Below are 24127 nucleotides of genomic sequence, written 5' to 3'. Positions count from 1 at the left end.
TCCTTCAGCCGTTGATCATGATGTGCAGGTTGCCAAGGCGATCCACGTGCACCCGGTTTCCGGGGTGCACCACCACCGTGGTGCCGGCGTCCTCAACGATGGCCGGACCCGAAAAGGTCATTTGGGGCTCAAGTAAGTCGTAGTCGTAGAGGAATGCTTCGTGGATACCCTCCTGGGCGTAGTCCACCAACCGCATTCCTTTACAGGCTTCGCTTACCGGTCGACCGCTGATGGGTTGTGCCTGCGGCTGTAGCTTGCCGATCTGGGCGACGGCAATCAGGTGGAAACCGATGATCTCCAGCGGGGCTTCCAGACGGTAGGTGTAGTGCTGCTCGTAAGCGCCATGAAAGCGTTGCTCGATGACTGCCCAATCTGCGTTCAGACGCTCGTGTGGGTTGAGCAGTACCTCGACGGAGTGCTCCTGATTCTGGTAACGCAGTTTGCAGTGCACGTGGAGCTCGACGTGCTGCGGGGGAATTGATTCTGCGACGAATTGCTCACGGGCGGAGTGCATCAGTCCTTCGAGAAACTGCTGCGCTTGCTCAAGCGTGTTGCAGTCTGAGGTTTCCACAAAGCGATTGATAAACAGGTCACGGCGCAAATCCGAGAGCGTCATTCCCCAGGCGGAAAACACCGAAGCGCTGCGCGGCACGATGACCTTCTTGACGCCTAGCTCCTGGGCCAAGGCCACAGCGTGCATAGCGCCACCGCCACCAAACGCCATCAACGTCAGCTCTCGTGGGTCGTGCCCACGGCTCAGCGAAACCAGCTTCAACGCATTGACCATATTGTCGTTGGCCAACCGCACGATGCCGCGCGCCACCTCATCCGCCGACAATTGCAGGCGCTGGCTTAGAGCGTTCAGGCCCTGCGATACCGCTGGCAGGTCAGCCTTCACGTTGCCGCCGCAGAAGTAATCCGGATTGATGCGCCCAAGCATCAAGTTGGCGTCGGTCGTAGTAATTTGCGTCCCACCGTTGCCGTAGGCCGCGGGCCCTGGCGTAGCGCCAGCAGACTGAGGCCCGACGTGCAGCTTGTCGAAATCGTCGACCCAGGCGATGGATCCACCACCATTGCCAATTTCCACCAGGTCGACCACGGGCACCATTATCGGGTAGCCAGCGTTGGTGCGGTTGCGCTCAATCCAGTAATCGGTCTTGATCGTCACTTGCCCGTTGCGGATCAAGGCGCATTTTGCCGTTGTTCCGCCAATATCCAGCCCTAACACGTTAGGCTCGTTGATCATTCGTCCCAGTTCGGCCGCCGCCCAGAAACCACTGGCTGGACCGGATTCGACCATGGTGATCGGAATATCCCTGGCGTGCTGCACACTGTCGACGCCACAGTTGGACTGCATGATGTACAGCGGGGCTTTGTAGCCGCCTTCGCGCAAACCGTTTGCCAGATCGTCGAGGTAGCGTGCAGCAATGGGCTGAACGTAGGCTGACAGCACGGTAGTGCTTGAGCGTTCATACTCGCGCCATTCGCGGGTGATCTGATGGGAAGCGACTACAGAGACGTCTGGCCAGAGCTCGCGTATCAGCGCCAGAACCGCTTGTTCATGGACGGGGTTGGCGTAGGCATGCAGCAGGCAGATTGCTATGGCTTCTACGCCGTCGGCGCGGAAAGCGTCGAGTATCCCGCCGATTTGTGAGAGATCCAGAGGTTCCCGCTCTTGTCCGTTGGTGTGCAGACGTCCGGATACTTCGCGGCGCAAGTAGCGCGGCACAAAGGGCGCAGGTTTGACCCATTTGAGGTTGAAGTAATCCGGGCGATTGGCGCGGGCGATTTCCAGCACATCTCGAAAGCCTTGGGTGGTGATCAATCCGGTCTTGACCCCCCGGCGCTCGGTCAGCGCATTGATCACCACCGTGGTGCCGTGGGCCAGGAAATCCACGGTGCTCAAGTCGACGTCGGCTTTACGGATAACGTTGAGTACACCTTGCGCAAAGTTCGGCGGAGTGGTGTCGACTTTGGCGGTACGAATCTGCTGTTCACCGGTGGCGGGATCGTTTTCGAAGTACACAAGGTCGGTGAAAGTACCGCCGACGTCGGTGGCTACACGCACTGTTTTGCCGTCCATTCCCACAGGGCATCTCCTGCTGTATTTGAGTTTTTTAGCCAGAAGAGGGCTTCTCTCTGGTGTTCATGGATGCTAGGGCGGGCCGTCAGCTGACGGCTATGCGCGGCGCGGGTAGGTCTGGGCGGCAGGGCGCATAGCGACTACCCATCCGGGTAGGTTGGTGACTAATGCGGGGGACCCACTACGCCAAGTCGCAAAGCCGCCGCTATGGCTGATGTCCGGTTATCGACGCGCAGTTTGGAAAATATGTGTTTGAGGTGGAATTTCACGGTGTTTTCGGAAATATCCATACCCTGGGCAATCGCTTTGTTAGTTTGACCTTCGACGAGCAGAGACAGGATTTGCGTCTCCTTTGCGCTAAAGGGCATGCGTGAGCGAACGGGATGGGCACGCCAACCGCGCAGCCGAGTGATGATTGCGGTCAGGCGTCCATTGATATCGACACAGGCTTCCAATGCAGGCAGCAAACAGGGCCCGGCCTCCAGTAACAGGCCTGGTAATAGCTGTTCAGGAATTGATGCAAGCGTGGCGTCGTGCTCGATAGCATGCCCCTTGCCAAACGCCGTCAGTGTCAGTACTTGCAGGCGCCACGCAGGCATTTGCAAGCCGCTGTGCTGCAAGCTGCGTGCTCCTTGTACGAGTCGGTTGAGCGCCGCACTGGAAGCGCCTGTTGCAAACTGCAGTTTGGCCAATGCCAGCATTGATGCTTCTTGGTTGCGCCAGTCCCGGGCGTTGTCCGCGGCACTTTCCAGGTGCGCAGCCAATGATTCTTGACGGGCCTGAGACAGAAATCCTGCTTGCACCAGAAGATCCACACGCCAGGCTCCAACCAATTGCTCCAGCCTTCGCCAATTTCGCGCAATGGCGAGCTGTGACACATGCTCCAGCTCGAGCAGCGCCGGCTGCATGCCTTGGGTTCGCAGCACTGTGCGCCAAGCCACCTCAGCAGTCCCTGCCGCGATGTCCAGCCAACCATCGGTGTGTTCCAGAGAGGTCCAGCCATCACGCACCCAAGGCATGACCTCGGTCCAGTCACCTTGCCAATACAGGTGCTGTGCCTTGAGACAACCTACCAGCGCCCGTACTGAGCTTTCGTTGCCGAACTGGTTGACGGCGACGACCAATGCATTTTCAACCATCTGCGCTGACGCCGGAATATCACCCGCCAGTGCCAGCACCTGTGCCTCATGAACCCGGCAATAGTTTTCACCCCGCGGGCAGGCGATCAGACGCATCTTGATGTGTGCCGAACGAATGATCCGCAGGGCCAGCGGCAGTTGGCCCTCGGTCAATGCCTGCAAGGCATGTACACACTCAAGTGTGCCGATGGCCAGCAGGTTTTCGCTTGGGATGCCGTCGTATTGAGGTAGATCAAAGCAGTCCACATAGGCGCAAGCGAGGGTCTGAACCACATGAAAGTCGCCTGCCAGACGTTGATCATTGCGGGTTCTGTCTTGGACGAGGCCGAGTGATTGGCCTGCAAGCGCGTGCTCGCCTAGCTTGGCGTGCAAGTACGCTTGGAGTAATAGAAGATCCGGCTCGGCCCCCAGGGTTTGTTTGTCAAACTGCTGCAGCAGGCTTTGGGCGTAACGAATACCGTGGAAAAGCACTACTTTCCAGCTGCCGGCACGTACGACCAGATCCACTGCCAGTCGCGTATCACGGGCACGTAGCGCATAAGCGACCGCCTGAATCCAGTCCTTTTCTTCAGCCAACCATTGTGCAGCTGCATAGTGAATGTCCCGCGCGGCACTTGCATCAATGCTCTGTTTGAGAAAGTCCTGCAGCAACCGGTGGAAGCGAAACCACTGACGGCTGGCATCCAACGGCACCAATAGAGCATCGAGGTGGGCCAGTTGCCTCAGTAACTGTGCGCTGTCGTGACGTTCACGTACCGAATCGGCCAACTCGGCGTTGAAGCGCTCCAGAAGCGCCATGTCGCGCAAAAAAGCCTGGCACACTGCGGATAAGCGTTGCACCACTTGTCCCGTCAGGTAATCAGCAATATCGGTGACGCGTCCCGAGAACGCAGCGAGGCTATTCAACGAAGTATCGCCGTTGGTCCGCCACAGGCGTGCCAGCTGCACGGCTACTGCCCAGCCTTCGGTTTTATCATGTAGGTGAGCGAGTTCGGCGGGCGGAATATCGGGCCCTAGTATGGCTGCGGTTTCTGCCTTCGTAAGCATCAAGGCGTGTGCCGAGACTTCGTGCACCCAACCATTGGCCTTCCATTGCGTCAGCGGCCAGTCAGGGCGAATGCGTACAGCCACCACCCATTCCATCCACGGGGCAGCCTGTTCAAGCAGAGCCTGTACGATGACGTTGAGTTGCGGGGTAGCCGCCACGTGATAATCGTCAAGAAACAACGTGACCTGTCTATTTTCCCTGGCAATTGCGTGGAGCAGGGCAGTAATCGTGCGGTGCGGTTGAGCATCCAGTGACTGGTCGTGAGCAAGCCGCACCAAATGTCCAAGATCAAGCCCTGCACGGTCCAGCGTAAGGATTAGATACGACAGGAAGCGATTGGGGTCACTGTCGGCCTCATCCAATGAAAGCCAGGCAATGACGGCGGGCCTCGCAGTTGATAAGAGGGATTGACGCCACTGCATGAGGAGCGTCGTCTTGCCGTACCCAGCGGGTGCGACCACCAGAGTCAATGGACCTTTGATTCGTGCATGGAACGCATCAAGCAGCGGCTGTCGAGGCAAGGATGTCAGCAGTAACAACGGCGGTGTCAGTTTGCCAACCCAGCACCAACCGCTCACTGTGGCAGTCGATAGTTGTTTTTTCACGGTCGCGGTCTCATCCGGAGGGGCCGCTTCTGATTTAACAGCTGTGTTTCGGCGATAAAGCGCAGAATCGTCACGTAATGTTTATGAGCCCAAAGACCAGCGAGCCCGTTCCTTGGGGAAGCGCATCGTCAATGCGTTATAACCCGCTGAAATCCGCCTTTCAGAGGTACTCATTAAAACGATAGAGTATGTCCTACGCGTCATGTAGGACGTCTCTGATTCTTCATTCATTCGTTAAAATCGGCTCAGTCGATACTGTATGGGCGTCGGCTTATTCGTTGGTAATGCCAACTCCCCAACCCATTCCGCCGTCACCGCCGCCTGCGTCAACCCCAGATGCTGATGCCCAAACGCAAGCAGCACCTTCCCATCACACACCCGATCAATCACGGGCAATGAATCCGGCAACGACGGCCGGAACCCCATCCACGGCGTTGCACCTTCTGCACTCAGGTCCTCGCGAAACAACCCCTGGCTCAACCGATGCAACTGCCAGGCGCGCTCCATATTCGCCGGGCGATCGAGGCCGGCGAATTCCACCGTGCCGGCCAGGCGCAGGCCGTCGGTCATGGGGGTCATGATGAATTTTCGTTCCAGGGAAGTGACGGCAAACGGCAGGCGATGGTGTTCATGGGGCAGCATCAGGTGGTAGCCGCGCTCGGTGTCCAGCGGGACTTTCTTGCCGGTCAGGGCCGCGGTCAGTTTGGCCGAGTGGGCGCCGCAGGCGATCAGCACCTGGCGCGCGGACAGCGGTCCCTGGTCAGTGGTGAGTGACACGCCCTGTGCGTCGACGCGGCCATCCAGCACGTGGCGTTTAAGAAACTGCACGCCGCTGGCCTTGGCCGCACATACCAGTTCGCAGACCACGTGGTAGGGATCCAGGAAGTGCCCGGTGCCGGGAAAAAACAGCCCGCCCTGAATGTTGTCGCTCAACTGCGGTGCAGCCTGGCGTATGGCATCGCCGGACCAGAACGCCACCGGCACCTGCTGCTGTTGCATGCGCTGCTGCAAGGCATTGAGCGCTTCCCGTGATTCCGTACGCTCAAATACCAGCAGCGAACCATCCTCACGCAACAACTCCGGCTGCCCGATGCTGTGCAGCAGGCGCTGCCACGCACCCAGGCTACCTTCATTGAGCGTACGGATACCCGCGACCGTGCGCTGATAACTCGCCGGGCGCAGGTTCAGCAGCAAACGCGCGAACCAGGGTAGGGCGTGCGGCAGGTATTTCCAATCCAGGCGCAGCGGGCCCATGGGGTCCAGCAGCATGCCGGGCAAGCGCTTGAGGATCGACAGGTCGGCAATGGGGAACACCTGTTCGGTCGCCAAGTGCCCGGCGTTGCCATAGGACGCGCCCATGCCGGGTTCCTGCGGGTCGACTACCCGCACTTGCTGGCCCTGACGCGCCAGTTGCAGCGCGCAGGCGACGCCGATAATGCCGGCGCCGACCACGACGATATCCGCATCGGACATGGCCTACGCCTCCCTCTGGCCATCGAGCAGGCGCCGCAGCAGCAACGGGTTGCCGTGCTGGAGTGCAGCAGGCAACAGCGCATCGGGGAAGTCCTGATAACACACCGGTCGCAAAAACCGTTGGATCGCCGCCGTGCCCACCGAGGTGCTGCGCGAATCTGACGTGGCAGGGAAGGGGCCGCCATGCACCATGGCATCACAGACTTCCACACCCGTCGGCCAGCCGTTGACCAGCAAGCGACCGGCCTTGCGCTCAAGCACCGGCAGCAGGGCCTTGGCGCTTGGCAGATCGTCGTCATCCATCTGCAGGGTGGCGGTCAGTTGGCCCTCCAGGTGTTCGGACACCTGGTGCACCTCTTCGTTATTGGCGCATACGACGATCAATGAAGCGGCGCCGAAGACTTCGGCTTGCAGGTGTTCATTGGCTAAAAAATCCTTGGCCTGAGTCACGAACAGGTGGGCTTGGCCTCTGTTGGGGCCTTCTGCTGGCAATCCCTTTGCCGCCACTTTGGCGTGCTCTGTCAGTGCGGCCACGCCTGCATCGAAGGCACTGAAAATGCCGGGGGTCAGCATGGTCTGCGCTGCACAGTTGGGCAGCATTTCACTGGCCGTGCCGATAAAACGATCCAGCGCGGGCCCTTGTACGGCGATCACCAAACCTGGGTTGGTGCAAAACTGCCCGGCACCCTGAGTCAGCGACGCCACAAAGCCTTTCGCCAACGCTTCACCGCGTGTGGTGAGTGCGGCTGGGAACAGATACACCGGATTGATCGAACTCATCTCCGCATACACCGGAATCGGCTCGGGCCGGGCCTGCGCCGCTTGGGTCAACGCCACGCCACCGCTGCGCGAGCCGGTGAAACCAACCGCCTTGATGCGCGGATCGGTGACCAGCGCAATCCCCACCTCGCGTCCCGAACCGTACAACAGCGAAAACACGCCTTCGGGCAAGCCACAAGCCTTGACTGCCTGCGCCACCGCCCGGCCCACCAGTTCACTGGTGCCCGGATGCGCGCCATGGGCCTTGACCACCACTGGGCAACCGGCGGCCAGCGCGGAGGCGGTGTCGCCACCGGCTACGGAAAACGCCAGGGGGAAATTGCTCGCACCGAACACGGCCACCGGGCCCAGCGCGATATGGCGCTGGCGCAGGTCTGGACGAGGCAGTGGCTGGCGTTGCGGCTGTGAAGGGTCCACCCGCACATCCAGCCATTCCCCGGCGCGTACGGTGCGAGCAAAGGTGCGCAGTTGGCCGCAGGTGCGCCCGCGTTCGCCTTGGATGCGCGCGTGGGGCAGGCCGGTTTCGGCAACGGCACGTTCGATCAGCTCATCACCCAGGGCTTCGATCTGCGTGGCGATGGCTTCAAGAAAGCTGGCACGCGCCTCCAGCGACGTTTCGCGGTACTTATCAAACGCCGCCCACGCCAAGGCACACGCCTGGGCCACCTGTTCGCCGTCGCCGCCTGGATAGGCCGGTTCCATGGGGGTATCGGTGGCGGGATTGATCGCCCGGATCGCCTCGCGGTTTCCGGAAATGAGTTGCTGACCGATCAGCATTTTGCCCGTCAGAGTCATGGGGTCGTCCTGGTAGAAAAGGGGTTGGCCGCTGCGAGAACCGCAGCGGCGCGCAAGGGGGTCACGCGACGTTCTGTTCCGCCGACCAGTTGGCGTACCACTGGCGGAACAGCGCGTACTGGTTCTCGGCATAACGGCGCTGGGCATCGCTGAGCACATCCGTTTCATTGAAGTGCAGGGCGTAGCCTGTATCACCGTTGAGCACCATCAAGTGCTTGTAATACAGCACCAGGTCGCAGCCTTCGTCGAAGGACGACAGTACTGCCAGCGCGGCCTCCAGCTCTCGGGCCTGGCGACGGGCCTTGGCATCGCCCTTGGCGGCTTTTTTGCTCAAGGCCACCAGTTGCAGCACTTCCCGAGGCAGGGCGTTGCCGATACCGGTGATGGCGCCGGTGGCGTTGCAGTTGACGAAGCCGTGCACCACCTGGGTGTCCACGCCGACCATCAAGGTCACGTTATCGTCCTGGGAGGTGATGTGTTCGGCGGCATAGCGCAGGTCGGCGCCGCCGCCAAATTCCTTGAAGCCAATCAGGTTCGGGTGTTCGCGGCGCAGTTCAAAAAACAGGTCAGCGCGGGTGGCGAAGCCGTAGTAGGGGCTGTTGTAGATCACCGCCGGCAGGTTTGGCGCAGCCTTGAGGATGGCCGAGAAGTGCGCCTTCTGTGCGGTAGCGGAGGCACCACGGGACAGTACGCGCGGAATCACCATCAGGCCATGGGCGCCGACTTTGGCGGCGTGGGCGGCATGGGCCACGGCTTCACGGCTGTTGACCGCACCGGTGCCGACGATGGTCGGTACACCGGCCGCCACCAGGCGTGCCACGCCTTCCTGGCGTTCGGCCTCGGTGAGCAACGGCCAGTCGCCCATGGAGCCGCAGTACACCGCGGCGCTCATGCCGATATCGATCAATTCCCGGCCTTTGGCGACCAGGGCGTCGAAGTCCGGTTTGCGCTCGGCGGTGCACGGGGTCATCAGGGCGGGGATGCAGCCGGTGAAGATGTTGTCGCTCATTGTTCTAACTCCTTGGAACGTTCAGTACAAACAGGGAAGGGCTTAGATGCCCCAGGCAAACGGGTCGCGCTCGTCGATCAGTAAGGTGCTGTCGGCGGTCATGTAGGCGCTGCCAGTGATGAAGGGCCGCACGCGCTCGCCGTCCCATTCATAGCGGCCTTCGAATTGGCTGCCGGTGATGCTGGCTTGGGTCCAGATTTCACCGGGCTTGAGTTTTTCATCGGCGGCCAGGCAGGCCAGCTTGGCGCTGGTGCCGGTGCCGCAGGGTGAGCGGTCGTAGGCCTTGCCGGGGCACATCACGAAGTTGCGGCTGTCGGCAAGGTCGTCATCGGCGAACAGTTCGATGTGGTCGATCAGCGCGCCATCCGCACCGTGAATGCCTTGATCCTCCAGGGCCTTGAGCATCGCCCAGGTGTAGTCGGTAAGCGCATCCACGTTGTCCATCTGCAAGCGTTGGCCATGGTCCGACACCAGGAAAAACCAGTTGCCGCCCCAGGCGATATCGCCGTAGACCACGCCATGCCCTGGCACCTCCACTGGCACCTGTGTGCTCAGGCGGTAGGCGGGCACATTGCACAGCGTCACGCTGCCGTCTGTGTGCAGCGTGGCCTCCACTGGACCGACAGGCGTGTCGATGGCGTGCACGCCGGGCTGGATACGCCCCAAGTGGTGCAGCGACGCGACCAGGCCGATGGTGCCGTGGCCGCACATGCCGAGGTAACCGGCGTTGTTGAAGAAGATCACGCCGCAGATCGCGCCTGGCGTCACGGGTTCGCAATACAGTGCGCCGACCAATACATCGTTGCCACGTGGCTCCAGCAGGCAGGCACGGCGCCAGTGATCATGCTCGGTGCGCAGGCTGTGCAATTGATCGGCAATCGTGGCGCCGCTCAGCGCCGGGAAACCGCTCATGACCAGGCGCGTCGGTTCGCCGCCGGTGTGGGAGTCGATCACATGCAGTCGCTTCATAAAAGGCTCCTGAATCAGTAAGTCGCGGGTGTCAGCGGGGCGTGAGGTTCATCGACCGCTTCGCTTTCATCGGCTTCGTGTTCCAGCCGTACCAGGTGAGCCGGTACGCCAGTGGCGGCGCCCCAGTAGTAAATGCCGAGTGCGCAAACGGCGACGACAATCGTGTCGAGCGGGTGGCTGATCACGCCGATGCCGCCAAAACTGCCAAGCTTGGACAGCAGGATGGTCACCGCATAGAAGCCGATCAGCCAGGCAGACGAGCGCACTTGTTGTTTGATATTGAGGTGCGCAGTCGGCACCCAGCGTGCGCACAGCAGGTACACCACGAACATGAGGATCTGCAGGCCGAGCAGCCAGGACACCGTGCTCCAGCCGGACCAGTACACGATCAGCGCGGCGATGATGAACGACAGCGGACCCAGCACCGCCATGCCCTTGACCCGGAACGGCCGCGCCATCTGCGGGGCATTGCGACGTAGCGCGGCGACAGTCACTGGGGCCACGGCGTAGCTGAGGATCAGCGCCGCAGACACCACATTGATCAGCGCTTCCCAGGACGGAAACGGTAGGGTCCAGAACACCGACAAACCAAAGGTCAGCCACAGCGCCGGGCGTGGAATGCCGGACTTCTCATCGATACGCGTGAAAATCTTGAAGAACGTGCCGGTCTGCGCCCAGCCATACACCACGCGAGGGGTGGCGTTCATGTAGATATTGCCGCAGCCACTGGGTGAGATCACCGCGTCGGCCACCACCAGGTAGGCCAACCAACCCACGCCCAGCGCCAGGGCGATATCCCGATAAGGCAGCGCCAGTTCCTTGCTGATCCCGGCCCAGCCATTGGCGAGCATTTCCGTGGGCACGCCACCGAGGAAGGCGGTTTGCAGCAGCACGTAGATGGCGGTCGACAACAACACCGAAAGGATCAAGGCAATCGGAATCGTGCGCTGCGGGTTCTTCACTTCACTGGCCACCGAGATGATCGGGGTCAGGCCCAGGTAGGCAAAAATCACCCCACCGGCCGACACCGCCATTTCGATGCCCGACAGCCCGAACGGCGCAAAACCCTGCACCTGGAAGTTCGCCGGTTTGAAGAAGGTGAACAGCACACCGATCACCAGCAGCGGCACGATAAACTTGAAGACGCTGACCAGGTTATTGGCGATGGCGAAGGTCTTCACGCTGCGGTAATTGAGCACGAAGAACAGGCACAGCAGGGCGAATTGCACCAGCCAGCCGAGGGTGGTCGGGTCGCTGGAACCGGCCTTGGTCAGCTCCGGAAACCACGCCGCTGCGTATTGCCGCGAGGCGACCACTTCAATGGCCACCAGGCTGGAAAACGCGATCAGGGTGATGAAGCCCATCAGGTAGCCCAGCAGTGGGCCATGGGAGTAGACCGGGTAGCGCACCACGCCGCCGGCGCGGGGCAATGCGGCGCCCAGTTCGCAGTACACAATGCCCAGCAGCAGCACCGCGAAACCGCCGATGAGCCAGGAAATAATGCCCGCTGGGCCTGCGATTGCAGATACATGGCTGGCTGCAAACAACCAGCCCGAACCAAAGATGGCACCCAACCCGATAAAGGTCAGGTCCATCAGGGAAAGCTGTTTCTTGAACTTGCCTTGAGCTGACATAGCGTCGCCTTCTTGTGAGTTATTGGATAGGCATGCAGTGGCCATACAGTGAACGCATGAACGGCGGCGCGATTGATGTTTTTTGCCGGCATCGATGACGAAATCAGCACAGTTTTGCTTGCTCGACAGGGCTCCGGGCATCGGGCAATCTGCTATCCGTCAGGCCACCAGCGGGGATCAACCGTCATGCTGCAGAACGCGTTTGCGACCCTTTGCCAAGGGAGCAACCCCCAAGACATCGAACAGTTATTGGGCAGTGTCGCGCAGCTATTGCCGATGCTGGACGTGATCCCCAATGCCGCGATTTTCATCAAGGACACCCAGGCCCGCTATGTGCTCGCCAACCGCACCCTGGTGCAGCGCTGCGGCCTCAAGCAACTGCAACCGCTGCTGGGCAAGACCAGTGCCGAAGTCTTTCCCGCGCAATTGGGGCCGGGCTACACCGAACAGGACCGGCGCGTGCTGGAGCAGGGCTTTGTGCTGGAAGATCAGCTGGAACTGCACTTGTACGGCACCCGCGAACCCGGCTGGTGCCTGACCCACAAGTGGCCGCTGTACAGCCACACAGGGGCGATCATCGGCCTGGCAGGTATCTCGGTCGACCTGCAAACCGCCAGCGAAAGCCACCCGGCGTACCAGCGCCTGGCCGCCGTGGACGCCCATATCCGCGCACACTTCAACCGCCGCGTGACCCTGGGTGAATTGACCCGGATCGCCGGCATTTCGGTGGCGCAGCTGGAGCGCTACTGCAAGCGCGTGTTCCACCTCACGCCACGGCAGATGATCCAGAAAGTGCGTCTGGAGCAGGCGCACCGGCTGTTGCACACCGACCTGCCGATCACCGAAGTGGCGCTGCAATGCGGGTACACCGACCACAGTGCGTTTACCCGCCAATTCAAGGCGTCGACGGGGTTTACGCCGAGGCAGTATCGGCAGTTGGCGTAGTCGCCCACATTGCAATGCAACGAATGGCCCCGGTTGTGGCTCCTATGCTTACGAGCAACCTTTGGACGACAACAGGGATCAGGCATATGACGGCGGCTGAAAACAACCATGTGAACTGGCTGGTGGAACAATCGATGCTGCACGCGGCACGCCAGCGCGCCAAGCTCTATTCGGGCCAGGGCCGGTTGTGGCAGCAGCCTTACGCGCAGACGCGGCCCCGTGATGCTTCGGCCCTGTCGTCCGTGTGGTTCACCGCGTACCCGGCCTCGATTGTGACCCGTGAGGGCGGCACGGTGTTGGAGGCGTTGGGGGATGAGGCGCTGTGGCAGGCGTTGTCGAAGATCGGCATCCAGGGCATCCACAATGGCCCATTGAAAAAGTCCGGCGGCCTGAAGGGCACGCAGCACACACCGACCATCGACGGCAATTTCGACCGCATCAGCTTCGAGATCGACCCGGAGTTGGGCACCGAGGCGCAGTTGCAGGCGTTGACGCGCATGGCGGCGGCGCACAATGCGGTGATCATCGACGATGTGATCCCGTCCCACACCGGCAAGGGCGCGGATTTCCGGCTGGCCGAGATGGCCTACGAGGACTATCCCGGCCTGTACCACATGGTCGAAATCCGCGAGGAGGACTGGGCGCTGCTGCCCGACGTCGCTGAGGGCCGTGACGCGCAAAACCTCAGCCCCGTCCAGGTCGATGCGTTGCGTGACAAACACTACATCGTCGGCCAGTTGCAGCGGGTGATCTTCTTCGAGCCCGGCGTCAAGGAAACCGACTGGAGCGCGACAGACGTGGTGCTCGGTGTGGATGGCAAGCCGCGTCGCTGGGTGTACCTGCATTACTTCAAGGAAGGCCAGCCATCGCTGAATTGGCTGGACCCGACCTTTGCCGCGCAGCAGATGATCATCGGTGATGCGCTGCACGCCATCGACGTGATGGGCGCGAAGATCCTGCGCCTGGACGCCAACGGTTTTCTTGGTGTGGAGCGCAAGCTGGACGGCACGGCCTGGTCCGAGAGCCATCCGCTGTCGATCACCGGCAACCAGTTGCTCGGCGGCGCGATTCGCAAGGCCGGCGGTTTCAGTTTCCAGGAGTTGAACCTCACCGTGGATGACATCGCTTCCATGTCCCATGGTGGCGCCGACCTGTCCTATGACTTCATCACCCGTCCGGCGTACCAGCATGCACTGCTAATGGGCGACGCCGAGTTCCTGCGCCTGATGTTGCGTGAAATGCACCGCCAAGGTATCGACCCCGGTTCGCTGATCCATGCGTTGCAGAACCACGATGAGCTGACCCTGGAGTTGGTGCACTTCTGGACGTTACACGCCCATGACACCTTCCTGTACCAGGGCCAGACCTTTCCCGGCAATATCCTGCGCGAGCACATTCGCGAGCAGATGTACGAGCGCCTGGCCGGTGAGCATGCGCCGTATAACCTCAAGTTTGTGACCAATGGCGTGTCGTGCACCACGGCCAGCATCATCACGGCGGCGCTGGGCATTCGTGATCTGGAGGCGATCACCGAAGCTGACATCCGGCAGATCCGCCAGATCCATTTGCTGCTGGTGATGTACAACGCCATGCAGCCTGGGGTGTTTGCCTTGTCGGGTTGGGACTTGGTGGGCGCGCTGCCGCTGGCGGCCGAAGAGGTCGAGCACTTGATGCAGGATGGCGACACCCGTTGGATTCATCGCGGCGCGTATGACCTGGTGGATTTGAACCCGGACGCAGCGCTTTCGGCTGGCCACATGCCACGCTCGAAAAGCCTTTACGGCAGCTTGAACAGCCAGTTGCAGGACCCCGAATCCTTTTCTTCGCAACTGCAGAAAATCCTCGCGGTGCGCCGTGCCTATGACATCGCCGCCAGCCGCCAGATTCTGGTGCCGGAGGTTGAAAACTCGGCGCTGCTGGTAATGGTGCATGAATTGCCGGCCGGCAAAGGCACGCAAATCACTGCACTGAATTTTGGTGCGACGCCGATCATTGAAACCCTGCATCTATCGGATATTGCTGCCGGGATGGTAGTGGACATCATCAATGAGCGTGTGGAAGGCGACCTGACGGCGGAGGGGGAATTCACCATTACCCTGGATGCGTACGAGGGGTTGGCGTTGCGGGTGGTGAGTAGTTCACCACAGTAACTTTACCCACCATAAAGATCGCAACTTGTTTCGGAGTTTCCTTACGTTGCCTGCATAAAGTCGCATGTTAGTGTCCTGCTCACTACTTGCCTCTTACGCGTATGGCGACTCAAAGGAACAGGAATGCGATCTCCGTCGGTATCCAGTGAAGAACATTCAACTGCACAACTTCCGCGTGCAGGGTTAGTGGTCAGTCTCGCCACTCGGCAAGAAGAAATACGTGAGGTGCAACGCCTGCGTTATCGTGTCTTTACCGAAACTTTTAAATGGTCTGAACTTGCAAACCCTGAGGCGTTGAATACTGACGAGTTTGACGACTACTGCGACCACTTACTGGTCCGCGACGCCAAGACTTCAGCCGTGGTGGGCGCCTACCGCCTGATGGGCCCGGCCGCTGCACAGCGCATGGGGCACTACTACTCGGAGAGGGAGTTTGATCTCAGTGGGCTAGCGTCATTGCGCGCCAGGACCGTTGAAGCCGGGCATGCCTGTGTCCACCCCGAATACCGCAGCGGCAGTGTGATCATGCTGTTGTGGTCAGGTCTTGCGAAGTATATGGAGCGTGAGGGCTGTGACCATCTGATGGGTTGCGCGAGCGTGAGCCTGTCCGATGGTGGCCATGATGCGGCGGCGTTGTATCGAGGCTTTACCGCAGAAAATCGAGCGCCCGCCGACTATCGCGTAACGCCCCATATCCCTTTTCCCCTGGAAGCGTTCGAGCCCGGACATGTGCCGCGCGTCCCGCCGTTGCTTAAAGGTTACTTGCGCAGTGGTGGCTGGGTCTGTGGTGCACCGGCGTGGGATAAGGAATTCAATGTGGCGGACTTCTTTATGTTATTGCCACTGTCGAAGTTGGACAGTCGTTATGCGCGACATTACTTAAAGCCTAAACAATAACAAGGGTTCGTTTACTATGTTTCTGAGTGAAGAAAGAGATACCGTTTTAGCCTGTATTCCTGAACTGGTGCCTGTTCTTGAAGCGGCCTCACTGATTGAACTAGAACGTGGCGAGTCCAAACAACTGGCCACGTTGTTTAAAACAGTCGGCGCGCCAGGACTTTCCATCGCCAAGGAACTTGGCGGTGGAGGGATCAGCGCAGTCAACCTGGCCCAGGTACACACCTGGGTTGGCGCCCATTGCCCTTCATTGGCCGTGATGATGACCATGCACCATCACACGGTGGCCGGCATGATGGCGGCGAGTCGCTTCTTTCCCGATATCCAGGGAATGCTCGGCGTGGTCGCTCGCGACAACCTGTTGGTCGCGTCGGGTTTTGCCGAGGGGCGGGCACACGCCAATATCCTGGAGTCCACGCTGTCCGTAGAAAAAACAGCCGATGGTTATCGAGTGAGCGGCAGCAAGAAGCCCTGCACGATGACCCATCACTTTGACGCGATCAGCTTTGGCGTCAACTACGTCGACCCGCAAGGCCAGACCCATATCGGCATCGGCCTGGGGTTGGCGGGTGACCCGAATATCCAGCGGAAAAAGTTCTGGTCGGTGCCGCATTTACAAGCAGCCGACAGCCATGAAGTGATCTTCGACAAGCTGTTGGTGCCAGAGGCGATGATGTATTTCAGCAAGGCCGTGGATAACCAACTGGACGATGTGCAGCAGGGCACGGGTGAGCACTTGTTTGCGATCTGGTTCCAGTTGCTTGCGTCGGCGTCCTACCTGGGCATGGCGTCTGCGTTGGCGTCGAGGGCATTGGCATGCAACAAAGGCTCGCAGGATGATCGCGCAATGCTGCTGATTGATCTGCAGGGCGCCACGATGGCGATACGCGGCCTGGCGGTTGCCATCGACCAGAACCGGTTCCTGCGCGCAGACCTGGCACGCGCGCAAGCCACGCGGTTTGCCGTGCAAGAGGCGATCAACCGCATCAGTACCCGCGCCTTCGAAATCCTCGGTGGCATGGCGTTCATGTCCTCCGAGGAAGTCGCTTACCTGTTGGTGGCGACGCGGGTACTGGCGTTTCACCCCACCTCACGGCTCGCCAGTGTGCCGTTCCTGTGTGAGCAGCTCAGTTAATAGAGTTGCGGCACGATGAGTTCCGGTGGCGTCGGGCTACGGGAGTAGTCCTCCTGCCGCACCCGCTGCGGCAGTTCGATCACCGGCAGCTCGACTTCTTCATATGGCATCTGCCCGAGCAGGTGGTGGATGCAGTTGAGCCGGGCTTTTTTCTTGTCATCCGCCTGCACCACCCACCACGGCGCTTCGGCGATGTGGGTGCGTTCGAGCATGATTTCCTTGGCCTTGGTATAGGCCTCCCAGCGCCGACGCGACTCCAGGTCCATGGGGCTGAGCTTCCATTGCTTGAGCGGGTCGTGAATACGGCTAAGAAAGCGCAGGTGCTGTTCCTGGTCGGAAATGGAAAACCAATACTTGATCAACTGAATGCCGGAACGGGCGAGCATGCGCTCGAACTCCGGCACGGTGCGGAAGAACTCTTCGTACTGGTCCGCGTTGCAGAACCCCATGACCTGCTCGACGCCAGCGCGGTTGTACCAGCTGCGGTCGAACAGCACGATTTCGCCGGCGGCCGGCAGGTGTGAAACGTAGCGCTGGAAATACCACTGAGTCTGTTCTCGGTCATTCGGCGCGGGCAGGGCGGCCACTCGGCAGACCCTCGGGTTCAGGCGCTGGGTGATGCGTTTGATCACACCGCCTTTGCCGGCAGCATCGCGCCCTTCGAACAGGATCACCACTTTGTGACCGGTCTTGACCACCCAACTCTGCAATTTCACCAGTTCGCCCTGCAGGCGGAACAGTTCGCTGAAATAAATCCTGCGCGCGGCTTTTTCGGCGCTTTCACCGACGTGCTCGTCAAACAGCGCGTTGAGGTCGTGCCCATCTTCGGATAATTCCAGTTCCAGCTCTTCGTCACTGTGATCCAGCAATTCACGATGGATGCGCTGCATCAAGGCATCTTCTATTGAGGACATGGGTGGAACTCGCGTGGTGGGGGATGGCAAAGTCTTAGTCGCATTTTGTTACTAACCAATGACATCAAATACCGTGATTGCGGTGGGAGAGGGGGACAACCAGGCGTTTTGCCACTCCACGTTCATAAAACCGTAACAAGAATGTTGCAGAGTTCCCGAGCCCGTAATTCACAAGGATTTTCCTGAATGAAACGTCTGATGAAGTCTGCTGCACTCGCCGTTGCGGTTTCTCTCAGTGCCACCTCGGTGTTTGCTGCCGAGAGCATCCGCCTCACCGGTTCCGGTGCGAGTTTCCCAGCCCCGATCTACCTCACCTGGTTCAAGGATTTCAGCAAGAAAACCGAGGGTGTCACCGTTGATTACCAATCCAAAGGTAGCGGTGCGGGTGTACAGGACTTCCTGAACAAAACCGTCGACTTCGCCGCCAGCGACTCGGCCATGAAAGACGAAGACATCGCCAAGGTGGCCGAAGGCGCGCAACTGCTGCCGATGACCGCTGGGGAAATCGTGTTGGCGTTCAACCTGCCGGGCAATCCTAAAGAACTCAAATTGCCACGCGATGTGTACTCCAACATCTTCCTGGGCAAGATCACCAAGTGGAACGATCCCAAGATCGCCGCCGCCAACCCAGGCCTGAAACTGCCTGACATGCCGATCACTGTTGTCGTGCGTGCAGACTCCAGCGGCACCACCGCGGTGTTCACCAAGCACTTGGCCGCGATCAACCCTGAGTTCCAGAAAGACCTGGGCGAAGGCAACACCGTCAACTGGCCAGCCAGCGACAAGTTCATCAAATCGCCGAAAAACGACGGTGTGACCGCCACTGTGCGTCAGACCCCAGGCGCGATTGGCTACATCGAATACGGCTTCGCCAAACTGGCCAAGGTTGACTTTGCCCAGCTGCAGAACAAGGCCGGCAAATACGTTGTACCTAACGCCGAAAGCGGCGCCGAAGCCCTGGCGGCGGTGAAAATGCCGGAAAGCCTGGTGGCCTGGCTGCCGGATCCGGATGGTGCCAAGTCCTACCCGATCACTTCCTACACCTGGATGATCTTCCGCAAGGACAACGGCAACCCAGCCAAAGCCAAGGCCATGCGTGAAATGGTCGAGTACAGCCTGACCGAAGGTCAGAAAATCGCCGACTCGATGGGCTACATCCCACTGCCTCCATCGGTTGTCGATCAAGTTCGCAAAGCTTCCGCCAACATCCAGTAAGGCCGCCAGGCCGCTCTCGGTATGGGTTGTCAGCCATGCCGGGAGCGTTTCCCCCTTGTTCCGGAAATAGCCAATGAACACACCTTTTGTCGTACCGGTTAACCCGGATTCTGCGTGCCAGCCACCTTCTACGAAGGACTTCCTGGTTGACCGCACCTTCCGTGCACTTGCACGCATAGGCGTAGTGCTGGTGCTGGCGCTGGTTTTCGCGCTGGTCTTCGAAGTAGGGCGCAAGGCACTTCCCGGCATGGAAAAGCACGGTTTTGATGTGCTGTTCGGCAGTGTCTGGGACGTTAACCAAGGCAAGTACGGCATTCTGCCAGCTATTTGGGGCACGCTTTACAGCGCCCTTATCGCGTTGCTGATCGCAGGCTTTTTCGGCGTCAGCATGGCGATTTTTCTCACCCAGGATTTCCTGCCGGCAAAACTCGCGGCGGTGTTTCGCACCATCGTTGAATTGCTCGCCGCCATTCCCAGCGTGGTCTACGGCCTCTGGGGCATTTATGTAGTGATCCCGGCTATCCGCCCGCTGACTGCGTGGCTGAACACTGAACTGGGCTGGATTCCGTTTTTCGGCACGTCCCTCAGCGGGCCGGGCCTGCTGCCAGCGGCGCTGGTGCTGGCAATCATGATTTTGCCAACCATTGCCGCCGTGTCTCAGGACGCCCTCACCGGTGTGCCGATGAAAACCAAGCAAGCCGCCTACGGTATGGGCACCACTCACTGGGAAGCGATTCTCAAGGTGATGGTGCCCTCTGCCGCCACCGGCATCTTCGGTTCACTGGTACTCGGCCTGGGTCGCGCCTTGGGTGAAACCATGGCCCTGGCCATGTTGGTGGGTAACGCGAACAACATCTCGCTTTCGTTGTTTGCACCGGCCAATACCCTGGCCGCCTTGTTGGCGCTGAACTTCCCCGAAGCTGGCCCGAACGAGATCGAAGTGTTGATGTACGCCGCACTGGTGCTGATGTTTATCACGCTGCTGGTGAACATCATCGGTTCGATGATCATGGTCTACGCCCAGCGGGGTACCAAGTAATGACTGATCTCTCTACGCCCATCACCGCCATGCCGAGCCTGCAACGCCGGTTCGAAGGCCGTGCCTTGCGCAGCCTGGTGCTGACCACCCTGGTGTGGTTCGGCGCGTTGCTGGCCAGCGTGCCGCTGATTTCCGTGCTCTACATGCTGATCACCCGAGGTGGCGCACGCCTGAGCCTGGAAGTGTTCACTGAACTGCCGCCCACCGGTTTCGAGACCGGCGGTGGCTTCGGTAACGCCATGGCCGGTACGTTCGTGATGGTCGGTATCGCTGCCGCCATCGCCGTGCCGGTCGGCATTCTGGCTGCGGTTTTCCTCGCTGAACTGGGCCCGGACAGCAAGTTGGCGAACGCTTCGCGCTTCGCCGCCAAGATGCTTACCGGTTTGCCATCGATCCTGGCGGGTGTGTTTGCCTACGCCCTGGTGGTGATGACGACCGGGACTTACTCGGCTCCAGCAGGTGGCGTGGCATTGGCGGTACTGATGCTGCCGATCGTGGTGCTGACGGCTGAAGAGTCGATGAAGATGGTGCCCAAGATCATGAAGGACGCGGCCTACGGCATGGGCTGCACCCGTTCGCAGGTGATCTGGAAAATCGTCTTGCCTACCGGCATGCCCGCGATCCTGACCGGCGTGATGCTCGCAGTCGCACGTGCTGCCGGCGAAACCGCACCGCTGTTGTTCACCGCGCTGTTCAGTAACTACTGGATCTACCACGACGGCAGCCTGGCGGTCATGAATCCGACGGCGTCCCTGGCCGTGTTGATTTACAACTTCTCCGGCATGCCTTTCGACAACCAGCTTGAGCTCGCCTGGGCGGCCTCGTTGGTGCTGGTAATGATCGTGCTGGTCGTGAATATCGTGAGCCGTATTTTCGGCAAGCCCAAGTACTAAGAACGGGAGCACCTGAATTTTGAACGTCTCAACTGCGCAAAAAGCCGCTCCGTTTGTCACCCAGGCGCCTGTGGTCATGGACTGCAAGCTGGACAAGATTTTCTACGGCAACTTCATGGCGGTGCGTGATAGCCATGTGCCAATCGAGAAAAACAAGATTACCGGCTTCATCGGCCCGTCCGGCTGCGGCAAATCGACTGTGCTGCGTAGCCTCAACCGCATGAACGACCTGGTCAAAGGCTTCCGCTTCGAAGGCCACGTGCATTTCCTCGGCCAGGACGTGTACGGCAAGGGCGTTGATCCCGTCGTCGTACGCCGTTACATCGGCATGGTGTTCCAGCAGCCGAACCCGTTTTCGATGAGCATCTTTGACAACGTGGCCTTTGGCCTGCGCCTGAACCGCTACAAAGGCGACTTGGGTGATCGCGTCAAGCACGCGCTGCAAGGCGCCGCGTTGTGGGATGAAGTCAAGGACAAGCTCAAGGTCAGCGGCCTGTCGCTCTCCGGCGGCCAGCAGCAACGTCTGTGTATTGCTCGCGCAATTGCCACCGAGCCGGAAGTGCTGTTGTTGGACGAACCTTGCTCGGCGCTCGACCCCATCGCCACCCGTCGTGTCGAAGAGCTGATGGTCGAGTTGAAAAAGGATTACACCATCGCGCTGGTCACCCACAACATGCAGCAGGCGATCCGTGTGGCCGATACCACCGCGTTTTTCTCGGTGGACATCTCCCAGGGCACCCGCACCGGTTATCTGGTGGAAATGGGCGCCACCGCGCAGATCTTCGAAAACCCGCGTGAGCAAATGACCGGGGACTACATCAGCGGCAAATTCAGCTGACCCATGCATCGTTTTTCAGGATTGCCAATGACTGCAACACGTCGTCTTGATCTGGCCGCGATTGAACGCGCCCTGCGCAAGGTACAGGGCCGTTTTGCCCAGCTTAGCCAGGACTTTACCGAGCCACGCGACCCGCTGACAGACGAAGTGCTGCAGAATGTGCTTGAAGGTTATGCCCTGATTGACGACTATGTTGCGCGCGGTGTCGACCTGTTCGACCTCCAGCAATTGAATCTGATGCTGGAGATCAATGCCACGGTGCTCTGTGGCAAAGACCCGGTGCGCCGGCAGGAATACGCGCAGCACCTGGCGGCGACCGAAGTGCACTTTTTCAACAATGTCGAAGGTGGCATCAAGGATTTGTATAACTGGTATTGCAAGCACCATAACGAATCCGTATGGAAGCGAGCAGCCGGTGTCTACGTGCGGGTCCTGAGCAAGCCGCAGTTGTTCATTGAAGGCAATCACCGCAGTGGGTCGCTGATCGTCAGCTATCTGCTGATGCGTGAGGGGTTGCCACCGTTTGTGCTGACGCTGGACAACGCCGAGGGCTATTTCAACCCGTCCTCGGTGATACGCAACTCCGCGAAGCATGGCGTAATGGCGTTGTACGAATTGCCCAAGATCAAGAAAAAATACGCAGCGTTCCTGGAAGATAACGCTCCAGATCCAACCGAGTTTTTCCTGAGCGACACACCAGCGCCCGCCCACCAGGGGGGCCAATGATGGGAAGGTACCCAGTGCTCGACACGATCAAGCGTGTGTTCATCAAGCGTCAGCGAATCCGTATTTCGTTCGACATCGACGACACACTGGCCTGTCAGCTGCACCACAGTGCAACCGAGCACAGCCGCTTGCCGGCGTGTGTGCACCGTTGGTTGGGTGAGCCCTTGCGCTGCGGCACCCGTTCTCTGACCCGTGAGCTGCGTCGCCAGGGTTGCAGCGTCTGGGTCTATACCTCATCCGGCCGCACGCCGTCCTACATCCGACGTTGGTTGTTGCTGTATGGCATCCATGTCGATGGCGTGGTCAACAGTGTGCGACATAGCCAGGCCCTGACCGACCGTGGGCTGACGAGCACCCCGTCAAAATTCCCACCGGCTTTCGATATCGACTTGCATGTCGATGATTCCGAAGGCGTGCAGCTTGAAGGTTTCGACCACGGGTTTCGCGTGGTAGTGGTTGACCCGGAAGACGAGCAATGGGCGCAACGTGTGCTGGAGGCTGTGGCACAGGTTCAGGTACAACTTGCCCGGCAACAACCGCAGCGGCACAAGATGCCGGTTCGGGTTTATCCAGGGTTGACGTTGAACGGCTAAAAGCCGGAATCCTGTGCAAACCAAGGCGCAGCGAAGGTTGCTGCTGGGGCTGGATGCCATTAGCATCACGCCCCGTGCTTGAGCCTTGGAGGGCCACCGATGCGACATGATGTTATTTTGCGCTTATTCGCGATGATGTTGTTCAGCCTGGCCCTGACCGGCTGTATTCATTACGAACACAACAGTGCAGAAGGCAAGCCGGTCGACCAAGTCGCCACCATCCAGCAGTTCGATAAGCACCTGACGATATTCAAGATCGATGACGATCAGACCCTGTATTGGCTGAGTCGCCAGAACGAATACCGCTTGGGAGCTGGGGTGCACAGACTTCAAGTCACCCGGTTCATCTCTGCGCAGGCCCAGACAGCGCCCCTGGCAATGACGGTTGAACTGGCGGGTGGTCGCACCTATGGTCTTTACGGCAACGTGTCGTCGAACCGCTGGAGTTTCGATATCCGTGATGTCGAAACAGGGAAAAGCGCTTCCGTTATCGACCATTTGAACAAGACGCCCTGATGGGGCAAGCAAAAAAAGGGGGCGGCTGATTAATCAGCCGCCCCCTTTTTTACTTATTTGGCGCTCAACGCACCGAGAAACTCGGTATGCCGCAACACCTTCGAAAACATCGACAGCGTGAAGTTTTCAGCCGCTTTTTGCTGTTCATCGGTGAACGTTGCCGTGCAGTCGGCCAGCGTCACCACGTTATAACCCTTCTCATAACCTGATCGAACGGTGCCTTCGACGCAGCAGTTGGTCAGGAATCCCGCCACCACCAGGTTCTGGATGCCGTTGTTGCGCAGTACCAGGTCCAGGCCGGTGGTGGCAAAGCCATCCAGCCCCCGCTTGCCTTCCACGAGGATATCGCCGGTTTCACGGCTGATGGCCTCGGTAATCTCGGCGCCCCAGCTGCCGGAAAGAAAAGCAGCGCCATCGGCAACGCCCTTCAAGATTCCATAGTCACGCGTCGTCAGTTCCGGGTAGCCCTCAGTGAACTGGATCGGCAGGTGAATGATCTTCACGCCCAGCGCGCGTGCCTGTTGCACGGTCGTTGCGGTGTTGGCCAGCATGTCGGACTGGTGCATGACGTCTTTGACGGCGTCATGAAACACGCCACCTGCGGTGGTGAAATCGTTTTGGAACTCGATCAGAACAAGAGCGGTGGCGTTTGGATTCATGATGAGGCTCCGAGAGGTGTCACGGGATTGACCCTTCAGAGTATATTCACTGAATTATCCCCCACAAGGACA

The 24127-nt window shown here is 59.7% G+C and carries 20 protein-coding genes; 11 read left to right on the top strand and 9 right to left on the bottom strand.

The annotated features are described in order from the left end of the window. Positions 1–4 precede the first annotated feature (4 nt). From H096_RS30935 to H096_RS30905, 7 genes are all read right to left on the bottom strand, one after another. Positions 5–2083 carry a hydantoinase/oxoprolinase family protein gene (locus H096_RS30935; protein ID WP_033903001.1) on the bottom strand — a complete coding sequence of 693 codons (2079 nt, stop codon included), beginning with the start codon at positions 2081–2083 and terminating at the stop codon, positions 5–7. A gap of 164 nt (positions 2084–2247) precedes the next feature. Beyond that, the gene (locus H096_RS30930; protein WP_241495550.1) at positions 2248–4875 is read right to left on the bottom strand and encodes a LuxR C-terminal-related transcriptional regulator; all 2628 of its coding nucleotides are present in this window, start codon (positions 4873–4875) and stop codon (positions 2248–2250) included. Between the two features lie 234 nt (positions 4876–5109). Next, the gene (locus H096_RS30925) at positions 5110–6348 is read right to left on the bottom strand and encodes an FAD-dependent oxidoreductase (protein WP_033903000.1); all 1239 of its coding nucleotides are present in this window, start codon (positions 6346–6348) and stop codon (positions 5110–5112) included. A 3-nt stretch (positions 6349–6351) separates the two neighbouring features. Beyond that, positions 6352–7923 (bottom strand): aldehyde dehydrogenase (NADP(+)), encoded by a 1572-nt coding sequence (locus tag H096_RS30920; protein WP_033902999.1) that lies wholly within the window; start codon positions 7921–7923, stop codon positions 6352–6354. A 61-nt stretch (positions 7924–7984) separates the two neighbouring features. Further along, complete coding sequence (locus tag H096_RS30915) at positions 7985–8932, bottom strand: dihydrodipicolinate synthase family protein (protein ID WP_033902998.1); 948 nt, start codon at positions 8930–8932, stop codon at positions 7985–7987. Between the two features lie 42 nt (positions 8933–8974). Next, positions 8975–9901: a 4-hydroxyproline epimerase gene (locus tag H096_RS30910; protein WP_033902997.1), complete on the bottom strand. Its 927-nt coding sequence runs from the start codon at positions 9899–9901 to the stop codon at positions 8975–8977. A 14-nt stretch (positions 9902–9915) separates the two neighbouring features. After that, on the bottom strand, positions 9916–11535 hold the full coding sequence (locus H096_RS30905) for an APC family permease (RefSeq protein WP_033902996.1): 1620 nt from the start codon (positions 11533–11535) through the stop codon (positions 9916–9918). A gap of 186 nt (positions 11536–11721) precedes the next feature. Here H096_RS30905 and H096_RS30900 point away from each other — a divergent pair, with 186 nt between their 5' ends. The 4 genes from H096_RS30900 to H096_RS30885 all read left to right on the top strand — a co-directional run bounded on the left by H096_RS30900 (position 11722) and on the right by H096_RS30885 (position 16662). Beyond that, positions 11722–12480, top strand: coding sequence for an AraC family transcriptional regulator (locus H096_RS30900; protein ID WP_033902995.1), 759 nt, complete (start codon positions 11722–11724; stop codon positions 12478–12480). Between the two features lie 86 nt (positions 12481–12566). Next, complete coding sequence (treS, locus tag H096_RS30895; RefSeq protein WP_033902994.1) at positions 12567–14630, top strand: maltose alpha-D-glucosyltransferase; 2064 nt, start codon at positions 12567–12569, stop codon at positions 14628–14630. 123 nt (positions 14631–14753) lie between these two features. Beyond that, positions 14754–15527: a GNAT family N-acyltransferase gene (locus H096_RS30890; protein WP_033902993.1), complete on the top strand. Its 774-nt coding sequence runs from the start codon at positions 14754–14756 to the stop codon at positions 15525–15527. A 67-nt stretch (positions 15528–15594) separates the two neighbouring features. Continuing rightward, positions 15595–16662 carry an acyl-CoA dehydrogenase family protein gene (locus tag H096_RS30885; RefSeq protein WP_033902992.1) on the top strand — a complete coding sequence of 356 codons (1068 nt, stop codon included), beginning with the start codon at positions 15595–15597 and terminating at the stop codon, positions 16660–16662. Here H096_RS30885 and ppk2 read toward each other — a convergent pair. After that, positions 16659–17576 carry a polyphosphate kinase 2 gene (gene ppk2, locus H096_RS30880; RefSeq protein ID WP_025999860.1) on the bottom strand — a complete coding sequence of 306 codons (918 nt, stop codon included), beginning with the start codon at positions 17574–17576 and terminating at the stop codon, positions 16659–16661. The genes H096_RS30885 and ppk2 overlap by 4 nt on opposite strands. A 186-nt stretch (positions 17577–17762) precedes the next feature. On the opposite strand from ppk2, the gene pstS reads away from it, so the two are divergent. The 7 genes from pstS (at position 17763) to H096_RS30845 (ending at position 23396) form a co-directional block, all read left to right on the top strand. After that, positions 17763–18791, top strand: coding sequence for a phosphate ABC transporter substrate-binding protein PstS (gene pstS / locus H096_RS30875; RefSeq protein WP_016978033.1), 1029 nt, complete (start codon positions 17763–17765; stop codon positions 18789–18791). Positions 18792–18864: 73 nt separating this feature from the next. Further along, on the top strand, positions 18865–19830 hold the full coding sequence (pstC, locus tag H096_RS30870) for a phosphate ABC transporter permease subunit PstC (RefSeq protein WP_016978032.1): 966 nt from the start codon (positions 18865–18867) through the stop codon (positions 19828–19830). Then, positions 19830–20723 (top strand): phosphate ABC transporter permease PstA, encoded by an 894-nt coding sequence (gene pstA / locus H096_RS30865; protein WP_033902991.1) that lies wholly within the window; start codon positions 19830–19832, stop codon positions 20721–20723. Before pstC ends, pstA begins: the two co-directional genes overlap by 1 nt. A gap of 76 nt (positions 20724–20799) precedes the next feature. Continuing rightward, positions 20800–21561, top strand: a complete 762-nt coding sequence (pstB, locus tag H096_RS30860) for a phosphate ABC transporter ATP-binding protein PstB (protein WP_033902990.1) — start codon at positions 20800–20802, stop codon at positions 21559–21561. Between the two features lie 27 nt (positions 21562–21588). Further along, on the top strand, positions 21589–22287 hold the full coding sequence (locus H096_RS30855) for a hypothetical protein (RefSeq protein ID WP_033902989.1): 699 nt from the start codon (positions 21589–21591) through the stop codon (positions 22285–22287). Continuing rightward, positions 22287–22880 carry a hypothetical protein gene (locus H096_RS30850; protein WP_033902988.1) on the top strand — a complete coding sequence of 198 codons (594 nt, stop codon included), beginning with the start codon at positions 22287–22289 and terminating at the stop codon, positions 22878–22880. Before H096_RS30855 ends, H096_RS30850 begins: the two co-directional genes overlap by 1 nt. Before the next feature lie 99 nt (positions 22881–22979). Continuing rightward, positions 22980–23396, top strand: a complete 417-nt coding sequence (locus H096_RS30845; RefSeq protein ID WP_033902987.1) for a hypothetical protein — start codon at positions 22980–22982, stop codon at positions 23394–23396. Between the two features lie 53 nt (positions 23397–23449). Here the strand turns inward: H096_RS30845 and H096_RS30840 are convergent, their stop codons facing one another. Further along, positions 23450–24055, bottom strand: a complete 606-nt coding sequence (locus H096_RS30840) for a cysteine hydrolase (RefSeq protein ID WP_033902986.1) — start codon at positions 24053–24055, stop codon at positions 23450–23452. Positions 24056–24127 lie beyond the last annotated feature (72 nt).

This window comes from Pseudomonas sp. FH1 (genome assembly GCF_000510895.2).
GTDB lineage: Bacteria > Pseudomonadota > Gammaproteobacteria > Pseudomonadales > Pseudomonadaceae > Aquipseudomonas > Aquipseudomonas azotoformans_A.
The sequence above is the reverse complement of the archived record's forward strand: the minus strand, read 5'-3'. Positions and strand labels throughout refer to the sequence as shown.

What these genes read in the sequence shown, in the direction of transcription:
- H096_RS30935 (WP_033903001.1), bottom strand. Translation starts at nt 2,083, where the DNA reads ATGGACGGCAAAACAGTGCGTGTAGCCACCGACGTCGGCGGTACTTTC.
- H096_RS30925 (WP_033903000.1), bottom strand. Translation starts at nt 6,348, where the DNA reads ATGTCCGATGCGGATATCGTCGTGGTCGGCGCCGGCATTATCGGCGTC.
- H096_RS30920 (WP_033902999.1), bottom strand. Translation starts at nt 7,923, where the DNA reads ATGACTCTGACGGGCAAAATGCTGATCGGTCAGCAACTCATTTCCGGA.
- H096_RS30915 (WP_033902998.1), bottom strand. Translation starts at nt 8,932, where the DNA reads ATGAGCGACAACATCTTCACCGGCTGCATCCCCGCCCTGATGACCCCG.
- H096_RS30910 (WP_033902997.1), bottom strand. Translation starts at nt 9,901, where the DNA reads ATGAAGCGACTGCATGTGATCGACTCCCACACCGGCGGCGAACCGACG.
- H096_RS30905 (WP_033902996.1), bottom strand. Translation starts at nt 11,535, where the DNA reads ATGTCAGCTCAAGGCAAGTTCAAGAAACAGCTTTCCCTGATGGACCTG.
- H096_RS30900 (WP_033902995.1), top strand. Translation starts at nt 11,722, where the DNA reads ATGCTGCAGAACGCGTTTGCGACCCTTTGCCAAGGGAGCAACCCCCAA.
- treS (WP_033902994.1), top strand. Translation starts at nt 12,567, where the DNA reads ATGACGGCGGCTGAAAACAACCATGTGAACTGGCTGGTGGAACAATCG.
- H096_RS30890 (WP_033902993.1), top strand. Translation starts at nt 14,754, where the DNA reads ATGCGATCTCCGTCGGTATCCAGTGAAGAACATTCAACTGCACAACTT.
- ppk2 (WP_025999860.1), bottom strand. Translation starts at nt 17,576, where the DNA reads ATGTCCTCAATAGAAGATGCCTTGATGCAGCGCATCCATCGTGAATTG.
- pstS (WP_016978033.1), top strand. Translation starts at nt 17,763, where the DNA reads ATGAAACGTCTGATGAAGTCTGCTGCACTCGCCGTTGCGGTTTCTCTC.
- pstC (WP_016978032.1), top strand. Translation starts at nt 18,865, where the DNA reads ATGAACACACCTTTTGTCGTACCGGTTAACCCGGATTCTGCGTGCCAG.
- pstA (WP_033902991.1), top strand. Translation starts at nt 19,830, where the DNA reads ATGACTGATCTCTCTACGCCCATCACCGCCATGCCGAGCCTGCAACGC.
- pstB (WP_033902990.1), top strand. Translation starts at nt 20,800, where the DNA reads ATGGACTGCAAGCTGGACAAGATTTTCTACGGCAACTTCATGGCGGTG.
- H096_RS30855 (WP_033902989.1), top strand. Translation starts at nt 21,589, where the DNA reads ATGACTGCAACACGTCGTCTTGATCTGGCCGCGATTGAACGCGCCCTG.
- H096_RS30850 (WP_033902988.1), top strand. Translation starts at nt 22,287, where the DNA reads ATGGGAAGGTACCCAGTGCTCGACACGATCAAGCGTGTGTTCATCAAG.
- H096_RS30845 (WP_033902987.1), top strand. Translation starts at nt 22,980, where the DNA reads ATGCGACATGATGTTATTTTGCGCTTATTCGCGATGATGTTGTTCAGC.
- H096_RS30840 (WP_033902986.1), bottom strand. Translation starts at nt 24,055, where the DNA reads ATGAATCCAAACGCCACCGCTCTTGTTCTGATCGAGTTCCAAAACGAT.